Origin of the sequence: Oceanobacillus jeddahensis, assembly GCF_000750635.1 — a bacterium.
In the GTDB taxonomy this organism is placed as follows: Bacteria; Bacillota; Bacilli; order Bacillales; family Amphibacillaceae; genus Oceanobacillus; species Oceanobacillus jeddahense.
The window spans coordinates 542,645-557,287 of sequence record NZ_CCDM010000001.1; the positions used below are offsets into that span (position 1 = coordinate 542,645).

Below are 14,643 nucleotides of genomic sequence, written 5' to 3' on the forward strand. Positions count from 1 at the left end.
ATAAAGAATAGGAGAGGATTCTTATGGCAGAAGTAGCTCGTGGATATTATATATTTGCAATTTGGATAACACGTTTTGCTTATCTGAATCTATTATGGATGCTATTTACCATGGCAGGTCTTCTTTTCTTTGGGATCATGCCTGCAACCGTCGCGATGTTTGCCATTGTCCGTAAGTGGCAGAGAGGGGAAGATGAAGTTCGGGTTTTCACAACGTTTTGGGTGATATATAAACAGGAGTTTTGGAAAGCCAATTGCATTGGCCTTACCTTGTTTGCGCTTGGTTACTTGTTTTCGATTCAATTTCAAATTCTTGGCGCGCAAAGTGCATTAATTTATCAAATGGCTCAATTTTCTATTGTAATTATCTTTGCTTTACTTGTTATCTTACTTGTTTATTTATTTCCAGTATATGTTCATTTTGAGTTGAAAATAATTGGGTACTTGAAATGGCCATTGATAATTGCTATTGTGCATCCGATACTCACTATCTTTTTAGTGGCTTGTATGGGCTTAGCTGGTTATTTCATCTTTCACGTATTCCCGGCTCTACTTTTCTTTTTCGGAGGCAGTCTCTCTGCTTATTTTATTACCTGGGGTGCGTCAAAAACATTTGCTAAATATGAAGTAGTAACAGAGTAAGGATACAAATTAGACAAAGGAAACAGCGCAAATAGAGGGGGAATAGCCGATGGTACAAGTGATTAAAAATGCATTGCTTACAAATGGGCAAAATGTAGATATTTTAATAGAAAATGGTCGAATCAAAGATGTAGTTAGACATGCAGACAGCTTCTATCCAGTTCTGTTCGATGCAGAGGAGATGTATATTTCACCTGGATGGATTGATTTACATACACATGCTTTCCCGAAATACCCGCCTTATTGCGCAGTTCCTGATAAAATCGGCTATCAAACGGGGGTAACGACCGTAGTTGATGCCGGGAGTAGTGGTGCAGACACCATAGAAGAATTTTACCAAGTGACCAAACAGGCAAGAACAAGGGTGCTTGCTTTTTTAAATATTTCAAGGATTGGTTTAAAACGGTTCGATGAATTAGCAAATATAGATAATATTTCTTGGCAAGCGGTACAACATGCTGCAGCCAATTATCCTTCGTTTATTGTTGGGTTAAAAGCGAGAATGAGTGCCAGTGTTGTGGGTGATAACAAGCTTGAACCGTTGCGGCTGGCAGTAAAGTACAGCAAAGCTTTAAAGAAACCGCTGATGGTTCATGTAGGCAGTGCACCACCTATGCTGGATGAGATTTTACCTTTGTTAAACAAAGGGGATATCCTTACACATTGTTATCATGAGAAAAGTTCCAATCATATTTTTCAGCCTCAAGGAGGGGTGAAAAAGGCTTTGAAAGAAGCTGTCCAAAGAGGGATTTTTCTTGATGTAGGACATGGAAAATCCAGCTTTTCCTTTTCTGTTGCCAAGAAAGCAAAGGAGACCGGTATACATTTCGATACGATCGGTACAGATATTTATGAGGATAATCAGGTAAATGGACCAGTGTATAGTATGGCCACGACGCTGACTAAATTTTTAGCACTGGGCTATTCGTTAGAAACCATTATCCAGGCAGTGACGGAAACACCAGCACATATTTTAAAGCAGCCAAAGCTGGGTAATTTTAATTATGGATCTTATGCAGAATTTACTTTTTTCACCATTGAAAACCAAACCAAGACGCTGATTGATTCGATAGGAAATCAAATCGTCACGAACCAAGTAATTAAGCCGCAAGCGGTATACCTTGGCAATGAGTATATTAAATTGGAGCCGTGTTATTCCTATAGATGATAGGAGGAAAGGTATAGCTTCAGGTTTGACGAAAAAGTTTAGTATAAGCATGATTGCTGATACAATAAAAGGATAGAAAAAGATATAATAAAAATAGGTGAATAGAACGCCAGCTTTGAGATCGACATTATAAAACCAGCTTTAGAGAATCAAGAGATGACTTGACCGTTTTCCCCAGTAAATAGGAAAAGCGTTTATAAATAATAAGGGAATTTATTTACAATGCGTGTTCAAAAGTGCGATAAATAGGACCAAGAAGTTCAAGGCGGCGCAGCTTTGAGGAACGGACTTTCACAGGATGTGATGACTTCTGTGTTGTCCACAGGACGTGGACGGTCTTAACAGAAGTTCCTCTATGTTTTTAGATACGTGAGTACCGGAAAAGCAAGCCAACGCACTTCCGCAGAATGCGGTGACTTCTACGTTGCCCACAGGACGTGGGCGATCTTAGTAGAAGTTCCTTTTTCCGCCGTGTCATTTTTATTGTACTTTTTGAACATCCTCTTACAATAATATGGTAATAATTGGATATGGATATAGAAGGGTGGAGATTGACAATGAAGTTAAATTTAAGGCAGGGATCTTTATATTTACAGGTGAAAGATATATTGAAAGAAAGAATTATTAATGGCCAATACCCCAAAAATAGTTTGATTCCTTCAGAGCCGGAGCTGGAAAAAGAATTTGAAGTAAGTAAAATTACAATTCGCAGAGCTGTGGAGCAGTTAGCGCAAGAAGGTTATGTAGAGAAGAGAAGCGGTATCGGAACGACTGTGTTAGCAAATCAGGCCGTTTCCAGATTGTCAAAAGGACAGCGCTTTACGGAATATCTTATTGGCGAAGGGCATCAATTGGGTAAAAAGCTGATTGAAGTAACAAAAGTAGAGGATATCCTGCCCTCTATCAGTGATTTAGCTGGAGATGGTGCTTATTGTGTGGAGCGCCTCTATACATTAAATGAGGAACCGTATATCCACTTTAGACATTATATTCCATCATCGATTTCACTGCCCAATGATCCGAATGTATTTGTTAATTCATTATACGATATGCTCTATCAGGAAGGTATTCGTTTTTTTCGGTTTAAGGATGAATTTAGTGTAGCCGTTCCAGAACCTGCTATTGCGGAGATGCTGGAAATTGAGCTGCAACCGTTATTACAGCGTGAGCGATTCTCGTATGATGAACGTGATAAGTTGGTAGAATATTCTGTTGCTTATTATCGTACGGATATCCATAAGTATATTGTTAATTTTAATGTGTAGAGAAAAGCGTACCTTGTTTGTTGTTCAGGTACGCTTTTACTAATATATAGAATTATTTAGGCAGTTCGCTTTCCAGTACCTCCTTTAATACAAGCGCATGATTATGCTCTTTATCTTTAGCAGCATACAATAAAATAAGCTGCTGCTGTTTTTGCAGTTCAGCTAATTTCTTTAATTTTTCATCATCGTTTAGCAGTTCTTTTTTATACGCTGACTTAAAATCTGCAAATTTTTCAGGGTCATGGTTAAACCATTTCCGTAATTCAGGCGTAGGTGTTACCTCTTTTGCCCAATCATCGAGTTCTGCATCTTTTTTGGAAATTCCTCGTGGCCAGACCAAATCAACTAAAACACGGTAGCCAGACTCATCTGATTTTTCATAAATACGTTGCAGTTTGATAGACATGGATCTTCCGCCTTTCCACAAGTTTTTTTCTCTTTCAGTTTATCATTTATCCGATTGTGATTCTATGAATTATGGGGTTCGGTCGGGGTAATAGACTTGGTATGTTTTCGTATTCGTGGCAAGATGCTGCTAATTACAATAAATTAAAGATTTTAAATAGCTTTTTCTGTCTCATTCGAAGCTGTATCAGGAAGCTTTGTCTTCTACAGGAGCTTCCTTATCCTTTTTATAATGATAGCAGCAGTTTATGATTGGATTATATTTCCAGTACTTATCATTGTATGAGTATCTACTATTTCCCCGGAAATAATTAAATAGGCAAGACGCCCTTTGTTAGTTGTAAATATTCAGCTGGACACTGGCAATCATCAACTATCTATAAAATACATAGAAATGATTGATTTACGACTTACCTAGGAAACGTTTACAAAATATAAAAGCTGTGTCACTATATTGGTATACAAGTATTCATTGATAAATAAAGGAGATAGTAAACGTGGAGACATTTTACCCGAAGAAACAGTTAAGTAAGGAATCGAAAGGAGAGCAAGTCCTGGCAGAACTTAGAATGAGAATTATCTCCCGCCAAGTAAAAGCAGGAACAGTGCTTTCCGAAAACCAATTGGGAGCTTTATTTGAGGTCAGCCGTTCTCCGGTCCGTGAAGCGCTGCGCGTCTTGGCCAGTGAAAATCTTGTCCGCCCGGAACGGATGGGGGCAGTTGTTGTCGGTATCTCTGAAAAGAATATTGAAGAAATTTATGATGTTCGTTTAATGGTAGAGTCCTTTACTTTTGAACGCCTTTTAAAGATGCAGACAGATACATTAGTCCGAGAACTGAAAAAGATGCTCGAGATGATGGAAATTGCGATTAAATATAAAGATGTGGATCAATTTTCCTTCTTAGATCTTGAATTTCATGAAACCATTATTCAATCTATTGATCATCATCATATTATGATGCTTTGGAATAACTTAAAGCCAGTGTTAGAATGCCTAATTATTTTATCGATGCGTTACCGAATGATGACCAATGAAAAAGATTTTGAACGTATTCTTTATAATCATGAGCTAATCGTAGAAGCCATTGATAAAAAGGAAAAGAAATTGGTGGATTTAGCTTTTGAGAGAAATTTTCACGATGTGCATAATCAGGTAGAACCGATCTGGACAGATGAAGAGATGATGAAGGTAGTAAGAGAGTATAGTATAAAGGAATAAGCTATTTTTGCACCAAAATAGCTTATTCCTACTGACTTCAAGTGATTTTATCCTAAACCATTTTTCCATCCCGCATTTCAACGACATGATCTGCAAATTGGAGCATATCCGTATCATGGGTGACCATTAAAACCGTAATATTGCGTTCCTTCGAGAGCTTCTGAATCAATTGCATCACTTCCTCGGAACGTTTCGAATCAAGACTGGCAGTTGGTTCATCGGCAAAAAGCACCTTAGGGTTATGAATAATCGCCCTTGCTACAGCGACACGCTGCTTTTCTCCCCCAGATAAGGAAGCCGGATAGGCGTCTTTTCGTTTCCACATATCGACAAGCTCTAAAACCTGTTTGATTTCTTTTTTCTGTACTTGCTTGGAAAGCGGAGATTCAGCAGTCTCCAGCATCAAGTCTAACTGTTCCTGCACGGTTAAAAAAGGAACCAGATGCGCAAATTGAAAAATAAAACCAAACTGTTTTGCCCGAATTTGACGTAGCTCTTCATTGCGCATGGAAGTCAGCTCCTGCTGCTCGAAGGAAATCTGGCTACCGGAAGCTGTCTGCAGTCCGGCAGCAATGGTCAGCAATGTACTCTTGCCAGAGCCGGAAGCACCGGTTAAAGCAGTAATTTTTCCTTCAGGCAATGTGATATCAATGCCTTTTAATATCTGTTCTTCCACTTCTCCATGAGCAAATGTTTTTTGAACGTTTTTCATTGTAAATAAACTCATTTTACATCTCTCCTTGCTGTATAGCCTGCATTGGTTCAACTCGTTTGATTTGGATACCAGACAATGTTGCGCCGATAAAGCCGATGACGATAAAAACGAGCGAGAGTAATCCTGTTACCGGCCAGGTTAAATGAAAAGGCATCCCGCTTGGCGCCAGCAATTGGAAAGATTGGCTGATGATAATAGATAATATGAGGGAGATCACAGAGATAATCAACATCTGTGCCCACATCATTTGAAACAACTTGCCTGTTTTGACACCAATTGCCTTTAAAATTCCGTAAATGCCAAGCTTTTGCACATTAATCATATAGAAAAAGATGGCAAATAACATCCCGCTGATAACGAGCAGGAAGATAACAATCATATTCAATGACATCTGTTCCGCACTATAGCTTGGAATTGTATTTAAAAAATCGCTATTTGAAAAAGCTTGCAGCTCTTCAAAGGCTGGTGCTTCATTTGTGCCTTGTATATCGGAATCCGCGATAAAAGCCATTTGCATCGTATCCGTATGGAAAAAGGTACTAAAATCATTCGGGTTAATAAATGCCGCAGCTGAGTGGCTGAATTTTTCATGATCGACAAATCCAGCTACAGTCAATGGCTGCTCCCATTGTTCATTGGTTATTTCATCACCAATTGCCACTCCTTCTTCTTCAAGTGAAGCATCTAAAATTACTTCACCAGTGTCGACCTCCGGGAAGTCCATATTGTCTGTTGATGCTACATAAGCAACACTGCGCTGTTTATCAGATGTGTCGATAAAATTCCCCATTTGAATCGAGAAGAAAGCTGCTTCTGACTGTGCATCTGTGATTTCTTGCTGCTGTTCTTCCGACAGACTGGAGAAGTTATATGTTTCATCTGCTTCTTCTTCCATATAAAACGTCCCATTTGGCAAATTTTTAATCAGGGAGGCATTATCCTGTGAAAGTCCGTTTGCCAGTCCGGATATAATAAAGGTTAATAAGCTGATCAGAAAAATAATCGAGCCCAGGATGGTGTAACGTAATTTATTTTTCTTCATTTCTTTCCATGCCATATTCATTTTGTTTCCCTCCTGCATCTTTCTTATATCCAGAAGTATACCGGGGGAATATGAACGCAGTATGAACAGAACATATTATTAGGAGATGTTTATTATAATTCATTAAAAAAGCATCTAACCAAATAGGTTAAATGCTTAATCAATACAAGTTATTTTAACGGTAATGTCACAGTAAAAATCGTTCCATCAGCTTCTTGATTCGAGCGGACAGAAATAGTACCTTCGTGCAATTGGACAATCGTAGCCGCAATGGATAAGCCTAATCCTGTTCCTTTAACACTTCTGGTCCGTGAGATATCTGCCCGATAAAAACGGTCAAAAATACGTTCTGCTTCCTCATCGGATAGGCCAATTCCGGTATCTGTAAAAGTAATGGAACAGACTTCCTTTGTATAGGTAAGCTGGATATCAATACTGCCGCCTTGCTGGTTATACTTTAGTGCATTAGACAGAAGGTTATCCCATACTGTATTTAATAAAGAGGGATCAGCGTAAATTTCTAAGTCAAGAAGTGTATAGCTCACCATAATTTCTTTCTCCTGGATTAGCCATTGATAGCTTTTTAACAGACTTTGAAGCTGATTGTTGATAGAAAAGTGTTTCTTTTTTAAAATATGCTGGTTCTGATCAAGTGAAGTGAGAAGCAGAAGTTGTTCTGTCATCGTGGACAGCCTGCTGATTTCTTCGTTAATAATGGTTTTATACTGTTGTTTATCTTCTTCTGATGTTTCCTTGTCACCGAGTAAATTCGTATATCCCTTAATGTTGGATAAAGGAGATTGGATATCATGGGAAATATTTGATATAAATTCCTTGCGCATCTGGTCATTTTCCACAATCTGTTGTGCCATCTGTGCAAAACTTGTGGATAACTCTCCCAATTCATCTTTCCGCTTTGTGTTTAACGTATTCGCTTGGAAGTCGCCTTTAGCCAGCTGTTTCGTAGCACGGCTAAGACGGGATATAGGCTTGACCAGATAATTGGTGCTGAAAAGAACAAATAAAATACTTAAGACAATGGTCAGGCCAAATAGTACGCCTAGTAATAAATGAATTTCATTAAACAGCAGCTTGATATCGGGACGGATGAACAGCGCATAAGAATTATCCTGATAAGTTACAGGGACGCCAATCGCATTTTTTAACTCATTTGCAAAGAATCCTGTTACAAAGGTCTGTCTTGGGAAGTTAGCCATTCCGTGAAAGACTTCTCCGTCCAGAACTTGCTGTATATCGCTGTTGGTTAGATTATTTTCCCGGAAATCAGCTCCGAAAAATTGATCTTGCCCATTGTTATCCACAAGGTACAGTTGATAACCGACATCGGTCATATTCGATAAGTAGTCATTCATGCTGATTTCCGGGTTGTTTTCAATAAAAGCAGCCATTTCTAAAGCAATTTCCGTATTCTTTTCATCATTTTGAGGCTTCAAGGAATGTTGATAATAGGTGTTTGATACGAGAAAGGCAATCACACCACTAAGAAGCATAATACCAATCGTGACAGCAGCAAATTTAACATAAAGGGATCGCATCATTCCGCTGTCTCCAAACGATATCCGACGCCACGGACTGTTTTAATAGAAAAAGCAGCAGTCTGGGAAGAAAAACGTTTCCGCAGCCGTTTAATATGCACATCTACGGTCCGTTCCTCGCCTTCATAATCCATTCCCCAGATTTTCTCAATCAGCTGCGCACGTGTGAATACATGCTGTGGATAAGTTGCTAATAGTGCTAATAATTCGAACTCCTTTAGAGGAAGTAAAAGGGTTTTATCCCTAAGCTTTACTTCATAACTGTCCAAATTGATCTCCGTGTTTCCTAATCGTATGATGTGTGTATCCGTCTCCTGCTGATAGCGGCGCAACAGTGCATGAATACGAAAGCTGAGTTCGCGGGGCTCAAACGGTTTTACTAAATAATCATCTGTTCCTGCCAGAAAGCCTTCTTCCTTATCCTCAATTTGTCCCTTGGCTGTGAGTAAAATGATTGGAATATCATATTGTTTTCGAATTTCTTTTGTCAGCTGAAAACCATCCATGAATGGCATCATCACATCAACAATGGCTAAATCACAAGCTGTCTTTTTTAATATGGTTAAAGCCTCGGTGCCGTCCTTTGCTTCTGAAACGTGGAAGCCTTCCTTTTCCAGTTGAATACGAACCAGCTGCAGGATATGGGTATCATCATCAACAATTAATATGTTTTGCATGTGGGTAATCTCCATTCACAATAAATATTACTTAGGTTAAGCTTACAGCAGATGATAGAAAGCTGCCAATTATTCTGCTGAAGCTGCCTTATGAACCGGTACAAAACGAATATGCCAATAAATCAGTCCTATTCCCAGAAGAACACTGCCAACAGAAAAGATCAGCATTCCTAAAAGTCCCAATTTCAAGTACCCAAAAAGAAGTCCAATAACCAACAGAATAGGGGAACTCAAACGCAGTACGCTTGTTTCCAAGGATTTTCGCAGCATCGATTCCTTCCAGGGGAACAGTTCGATAAAGGAATTGAACCGGAAGCCGAGCCAGCCTGTTTTGGTAATATCCACAATGATGTAAATGGAAGCAAGCCAAAATAAGTACCCAGTCCAGTGCGGTGCAGATACGATCAGTACCGCAATTAAGAGCGATGTGAGCTGGACAAGCGGCATCAGTACGGGTAAATTACGAAAGAAAGATTTGAAGTACGCATCAGTAAATATCATCTTATTGCTTTGCTTTTGGAACATAACCTGTGAGTTTTTCCAGAGCCGTACAGGTTTTGCGGAAGGCAGCTTGTATCCTTGTTGTCTGGCGTTAGCCAGCAATAGATTGGCCCATTTTCCTCTAGCCTGTTCATCCATCTCAGCGATTTTTAAAAAATGCATTCCGTTGTAAGCTAGATGCTTCGTTATAACAGCAATAACAATAATATTAATGATTATCCACAATATCCACAAAAAATAATGCGTTAAGATAATCCATGACAAACTTATCCACAGAACAAGAAGAATCATGGACGATAGTGTTCGTAATATAAAAGAAGGAATATAAATGTTTGCATATTTTCTCCACATGGTCACCAAACCAACACCGGTGAGATAGTAAATCCACAGGTATCCTAATGATAATAAAGATAGAGAGAATAACTTACTTAAAAAGGGTGCAGCTAAGACAAATAACAGTGTTGCGGTAAATAACATAATACTAATGGAATAAAGGATGCCATATTGGGAGATACGTCGCAATAAAGGAATATTTCTGCTAAGGAAAAGCTGATCTGCCAGATAGGTGAATAACTTTATATGATAAAATAAAAAGCTGATTGCCAATAAAATCATCCAGCCATACCAGCCGATGAATCTTAAAATAACGGGAATATCCTGCAGCCATTCCATATAGAAAAATACTCCAATGGCAATTCCGGGAATCAATAGGTAGATAAATAATGTCCAATCCAATACGAGTTTACTGGCTTCCCACACATTTTTATAATCAGATTGGAGTCGTTTGAAGAAGAGTGTACGTGCAGTTCCATTCATAACGTATCCTCCTCCAGTAATGCATAAAAACAATCTAATAAAGAAGTGCCAGCAGGTTGATTTGTTTCTTCCTGTAACGCCTGTAAGGCTCCTTGGAATATAGCGTTCCCTTCGTTTAAAAGAATAAAACGGTCACAGAGTTTCTCTGCAGAATCAAGGACATGCGTAGACATTAACAAAGCTGCTCCACGCTTTTTCTCCTGATACAGCAGGTTGATCAGATGTTTGGTTGCGATAGGGTCTAAACCGATAAAAGGTTCATCAATGATATAAATATCCGCTTCTGTCATAAAGCTGAGACAAATCAATGTTTTTTGCCGCATTCCTTTGGAAAAATGAATAGGAAGCTCATGTTCTTTACCGGAAAGGGAGAATTTTTTAAGAAGTTCCTTTGCCCGTGGCTCCCAGACGGTTGCGGGCATTTCATATGACGTCGCTGCAAGCCGCAGATGCTCCCAAAGTGTAAGGCGATCATAGAGAATCGGTTCCTCGGGGATATATGCCAGCTGTTTGCCTTCTTCTAATGCAATGCTTCCATGGAAATGTTCGATGGTGCCAATGATGGATTTAATGGTCGTACTTTTCCCGGCGCCGTTTGCTCCAATTAGACCGACGATTTCGCCGGGATTGATGGTAAAATCAATATCTTTTAGGTAATGTTCTTTTTGCTGATATCCTGCTGAATCAATAAGTACCTGTAGCATGGAAACCGCCTCCGTGACTTAGATAACTTATATACGATTAATGAGATAAAAAGTTTCGGCAGGGAAGGGGAGATTAGAAATAATAACTGACTTATGGGTAACTAAAAATAAAACCGGATTCCTATCTTTATAAATGCTTATCCCATCATCGCATGGACTTGACGCTGCTTATTTCATTCGATCACATTATCTTTTTTATATTTTCGAAGCTGCTTAGCACATTCAAATCGAAGAACGCCTCGATTGATAATGATTAGCAGAAAACCAAGCATGCAATAGACAAAAGTGAACCCTGCTATAACGAAGCTTACATTTATATAACTGCCAACCCCATCAGGAATAGGATTGTTTGGATTTAGAAAGAAATAAGGATAGAATCCATCATACGCTCCTCTTAGTAATGATACGGCACCATAAATGATAGGAAAAGCTAACCAAAAAGCGATTGATTTGTAACTGTACCACTTTTTCTCTTCAAATATCATCCAGTTTAGTAAAATAAGAATTGGCGTGAAGTAGTGTAACGTGAAATTTGTAATAATCCGCATTCCACTATACTCTCCGCCGCTGGAAAGGATAAAGTGGTAAGTTGTTAAAACGATAATCATATAAATAAGCGCTGCATTTTTACATAAATCCAGTACATTGTTTTCTTGTTTCTTTGTTAAAAGAAAAAAAGTACTGACGATAAATACAATGGCAGCAATAATGTTAGAATGAATGGTGAATTTTGTAACCGATACACTTGGATCCGGAGAAAAAAGAATATGTAATGGCACACTGATTATTCCTGTGACAGCGATGATAAGATGAAGCAAGAATTTTGCATGTAAATATCTTCCTTGCGATAATATTTTTGTCATGATTCACCTCAAAGTTAAAATGTATAATATGTTGCATTATAATAAATCCTGCTCTTTTTCAAGTATTTTTAGTTAATACTCCTTGGAAAAGGATGCCGGCAAGAGAATGTCCCAAGTACGCAGGTGAATAGTCTTCATCTATTCCGTAGCGTATAGCAATACGTTCAATAGATGCCACTAATAATTCTGCAAAAACCTCTGTATTAATTCCAGGCTTCAAAATTCCTAGCGATTGGTTTTGTGTCATATTTGTATGAATCTGATTAACTATTCTCCGGCGTAATTTCTCTCCCTGCTCCCCTTCATTAAATACAATCTTAATCACGTTTTTATTAGCACCGAACAATTGAAATAAACCTATATAAGTTTGGGTTAAATGCTTTTCCACTTCAGAAAAATTATGCTGGTTAAGCTGCTGTCCTGTTTCTACAAACTGATCTAGTTGTCTTTCAAAGTTAAGAAATATTTCATCCAGTATTTCTTCTTTGCTTTTAAAATATAGATAGAAAGCAGCTTGTGTCAGACCGGCTTCACGGACAATTTGACTAACGGTTGTTCCATGGTAACCATTCACAGCAAACAAGTATTCAGCAGAAGAAAGTATTTTTTCTCTGCTAATTTCTCCTTTTCGTTTCGACATGATCATTCTCCTTTCAGTTATATAACTAATTAGTTAGTTATATTTTATTGTGAAGACCTTTTGATGTCAACCTGCGTTATTGCTAATAAAACGAAACTTCGCTCAGTGGAAGTTTTACGGACGGTTTTCCGTGATAAATGATGTCTAAATGAATATGACTGGTTAGATTGGCCGAGTTTGGTGTGAAATATAGAAATAAACCTTTTGTTATCGAGAGCTATATGTTTCCTCTTCTAGTTATCAGTTGCCTTTAAGGATGCATTTCTACTAAGATAGATACAAAAGAAAAAATTTGAAAATTGGTACATAAGGAGGTTGATGGAATGGCAACATTTGAAGAATTTATGGAGATTGATTTACGTGTAGGTACCGTATTACATGCGGAACCACTAGAAAAAGCGCGTGTACCGGCTATTAAATTGCGGATAGATTTTGGAGAAGAGATTGGTGAAAAACAATCTTCTGCGCAAATTACGAAACGCTATACACCTGAAGAAGTGATCGGACGCCAGGTTGTGGCGGTTGTTAACTTTCCACCGCGCAGGATTGCCGGTTTTAAATCAGAGGTGCTTGTGGTTGGTGGCGTGGAAGAAAAGGGCGATGTGGTTTTGCTGCGACCGGATGAAAAAGTGACGAATGGAACAAGAATTTCGTAAAATAAGTCAGACTGGCTCAAGGGTTTGGCAGCGCAAAAGGAGGAGATGTTGTGTTCACCAGAAAACAGCTTATCCTTTATTTCAGTCTAATAGCAGTTGCTGTTATTTTAAATGCAACAGTAGGATTTTCCCGTTTCATGGATACAGCTGTTTTAGGACTCTTCGTTATCTTAGCAAGTTGGTTTTGGTATGACAACCACCGGAAAAAAGAAACGGAAAAAATAAAAAACGTGAATAAATCAAATTAAAATAAAAAGAACGGTCCAAACAGCTTAAAACGGTTTTGTAACGATTCTTCATCTCACAATCGTTTTTCTAAAGATGAATGGACTGTTCTTTTCTATCTTACTCATTCACTGGCTGCTCTACACTCCCCATAAATAAAATAATATCTTCTTCTGTATTGGTGATTGTGAATAAAAACGGTCGATTGATTTCCATCGTAAACGTTTCTTCCAACGGAGCTGAAACCACTTCTATCTCTGTAGAAGTAGCGCCGGCAGCTTCTGTTCCTTCTTCATTAACATCGATAAACGTTTTATGAAAAATTTTGCTGATATAAGCGTCCAGGTCTTCTGTTTCCTCAAACATCTTAGATAAATCAGCTTGATTTGAATCGAAAGCCTGCTCCATGCCAAGATCTATGAAAAGTTCATTTAATTCCGACTCATATTCCAGCGTGAAAGATGGAAGAAACACCGTTCCTGTTTGATGCTCCAATGCATCTGTCCATTCCAGCCATTTTGCTAAAGAAAAATCTTCTTGAAACTCGGAAAAGCTTGTGTCTTCATTAGGCAAGAAAATTTGCATTTGTATCGTTTCTTCCTCTTCATAAGGCAAGGAAACAACCTGAACATGATCATCTTCCCAATAATTTAAATCTTCCTCATGCAATACCATCGTAGGAATTTCTATGGAAGAGCCGTCAGCTAAATGAAATTCCTGTTCTTCTGTTAAATTTTCATCAAAAGGATGTGTCCAATCTCCTTGAAAGTAAACGGCATTAAGCAAGAATAAAAGTAAGTCCGGGGAAATGTCATCTACCATCGTATCAATTTTGTCATTTGTCTGTTCAGCAACCCAGTCATTGATTGCATCAGCTGTTGTCAAAGGCTCAATCTGCGCCAGATAATATGTCTTCAGCGCTTCTTGATAAGCATCATTCATAGCTATGTCTTCCCGGAACCAGACGGCATTTGCGAGGTATAGTTCTAGTCCCTCATCATCTGCTGCTTGTTCCATTAACAGAGCATGATTGGCAGAAAATAAGGCATCAGTGTCCATATTTTCTAGCCCGAGCACTTTTTCCATCTCTGCTTTTGTTTCTCCATCCGCACCATGATATGTCATGTTCAATGCTGTCCAAATACTGATTGGAGAGATGAATAAGTTGCCATCTTCGTTTTTGTCTAATCGGGAAAGCGTTTCAAATCCAAGCTGATTCAATCCGGATCGGACAGTTTCTTTGGAAGCATCATCCGGCTGCCCCACATTATCAGCAGGATTTTCTTCCCCGGAATTAGAGGGATTGCAAGCGGTTAAAAAAATGACTATGCAAATACAAAATATTTTTTTCATCATTTTTATCAACATCCCGTCAAGTGACTTTTGATAAATATATCATAAAGCGGGAAATTGATACAACTCTTGGTATAATAGTAATTCCATTGATTTGTAAGTGATTTTCTTTTTCATCCCTGCTTTGAAATCTTTTTGTTACCATACTAAAGAAGAAATGGAGGTTTCTGTACCGTTAATATTTTTAAACGAAACG

16 protein-coding genes are annotated in these 14,643 nt (G+C 38.4%); 6 read left to right on the forward strand and 10 right to left on the reverse strand.

All coding sequences use genetic code 11. The annotated features are described in order from the left end of the window. Positions 1-23 precede the first annotated feature (23 nt). From BN986_RS02480 to BN986_RS02490, 3 genes are all read left to right on the forward strand, one after another. Entirely contained in the window at positions 24-641 is a 618-nt protein-coding gene (locus BN986_RS02480; RefSeq protein WP_040978051.1) for a YesL family protein, read from the forward strand. A gap of 49 nt (positions 642-690) precedes the next feature. Continuing rightward, the gene (locus BN986_RS02485) at positions 691-1,809 is read left to right on the forward strand and encodes an amidohydrolase/deacetylase family metallohydrolase (RefSeq protein WP_040978052.1); all 1,119 of its coding nucleotides are present in this window, start codon (positions 691-693) and stop codon (positions 1,807-1,809) included. 557 nt (positions 1,810-2,366) lie between these two features. Next, the gene (locus tag BN986_RS02490; RefSeq protein WP_040978053.1) at positions 2,367-3,074 is read left to right on the forward strand and encodes a GntR family transcriptional regulator; all 708 of its coding nucleotides are present in this window, start codon (positions 2,367-2,369) and stop codon (positions 3,072-3,074) included. 52 nt (positions 3,075-3,126) lie between these two features. On the opposite strand, the gene BN986_RS02495 is transcribed toward BN986_RS02490, so the two are convergent. Then, positions 3,127-3,480 carry a DUF488 domain-containing protein gene (locus tag BN986_RS02495; RefSeq protein WP_040978054.1) on the reverse strand — a complete coding sequence of 118 codons (354 nt, stop codon included), beginning with the start codon at positions 3,478-3,480 and terminating at the stop codon, positions 3,127-3,129. A gap of 487 nt (positions 3,481-3,967) precedes the next feature. Here BN986_RS02495 and BN986_RS02500 point away from each other — a divergent pair, with 487 nt between their 5' ends. Further along, positions 3,968-4,699 carry a GntR family transcriptional regulator gene (locus tag BN986_RS02500; RefSeq protein WP_040978055.1) on the forward strand — a complete coding sequence of 244 codons (732 nt, stop codon included), beginning with the start codon at positions 3,968-3,970 and terminating at the stop codon, positions 4,697-4,699. Between the two features lie 52 nt (positions 4,700-4,751). Here the strand turns inward: BN986_RS02500 and BN986_RS02505 are convergent, their stop codons facing one another. The 8 genes from BN986_RS02505 to BN986_RS02540 form a co-directional block, all read right to left on the reverse strand. Beyond that, a complete protein-coding gene (locus BN986_RS02505) occupies positions 4,752-5,426 on the reverse strand; it encodes an ABC transporter ATP-binding protein (protein ID WP_040978056.1) in 675 nt (224 codons plus the stop codon). Between the two features lies 1 nt (position 5,427). After that, a complete protein-coding gene (locus tag BN986_RS02510) occupies positions 5,428-6,477 on the reverse strand; it encodes an FtsX-like permease family protein (RefSeq protein WP_040978058.1) in 1,050 nt (349 codons plus the stop codon). Positions 6,478-6,626: 149 nt separating this feature from the next. Further along, positions 6,627-8,015: a sensor histidine kinase gene (locus BN986_RS02515; protein ID WP_316244915.1), complete on the reverse strand. Its 1,389-nt coding sequence runs from the start codon at positions 8,013-8,015 to the stop codon at positions 6,627-6,629. Beyond that, positions 8,012-8,689, reverse strand: a complete 678-nt coding sequence (locus BN986_RS02520) for a response regulator transcription factor (RefSeq protein WP_040978059.1) — start codon at positions 8,687-8,689, stop codon at positions 8,012-8,014. Before BN986_RS02520 ends, BN986_RS02515 begins: the two co-directional genes overlap by 4 nt. A gap of 69 nt (positions 8,690-8,758) precedes the next feature. Continuing rightward, on the reverse strand, positions 8,759-10,006 hold the full coding sequence (locus BN986_RS02525) for an ABC transporter permease (RefSeq protein WP_052400590.1): 1,248 nt from the start codon (positions 10,004-10,006) through the stop codon (positions 8,759-8,761). Then, entirely contained in the window at positions 10,003-10,710 is a 708-nt protein-coding gene (locus BN986_RS02530) for an ABC transporter ATP-binding protein (protein WP_040978060.1), read from the reverse strand. Before BN986_RS02530 ends, BN986_RS02525 begins: the two co-directional genes overlap by 4 nt. 173 nt (positions 10,711-10,883) lie before the next feature. After that, a complete protein-coding gene (locus BN986_RS25625) occupies positions 10,884-11,573 on the reverse strand; it encodes a Pr6Pr family membrane protein (RefSeq protein WP_052400591.1) in 690 nt (229 codons plus the stop codon). Positions 11,574-11,631: 58 nt separating this feature from the next. Beyond that, positions 11,632-12,213, reverse strand: coding sequence for a TetR/AcrR family transcriptional regulator (locus BN986_RS02540; protein ID WP_040978061.1), 582 nt, complete (start codon positions 12,211-12,213; stop codon positions 11,632-11,634). 323 nt (positions 12,214-12,536) lie between these two features. Here BN986_RS02540 and csaA point away from each other — a divergent pair, with 323 nt between their 5' ends. Together csaA and BN986_RS02550 are read left to right on the forward strand one after the other, a co-directional pair. After that, on the forward strand, positions 12,537-12,869 hold the full coding sequence (csaA, locus tag BN986_RS02545) for a chaperone CsaA (RefSeq protein ID WP_040978062.1): 333 nt from the start codon (positions 12,537-12,539) through the stop codon (positions 12,867-12,869). Positions 12,870-12,919: 50 nt separating this feature from the next. Beyond that, positions 12,920-13,117, forward strand: a complete 198-nt coding sequence (locus BN986_RS02550) for a hypothetical protein (protein WP_040978063.1) — start codon at positions 12,920-12,922, stop codon at positions 13,115-13,117. A gap of 97 nt (positions 13,118-13,214) precedes the next feature. Here BN986_RS02550 and BN986_RS02555 read toward each other — a convergent pair whose 3' ends face one another. Further along, positions 13,215-14,450 carry a serpin family protein gene (locus BN986_RS02555; protein ID WP_052400592.1) on the reverse strand — a complete coding sequence of 412 codons (1,236 nt, stop codon included), beginning with the start codon at positions 14,448-14,450 and terminating at the stop codon, positions 13,215-13,217. Between the last annotated feature and the right edge of the window lie 193 nt (positions 14,451-14,643).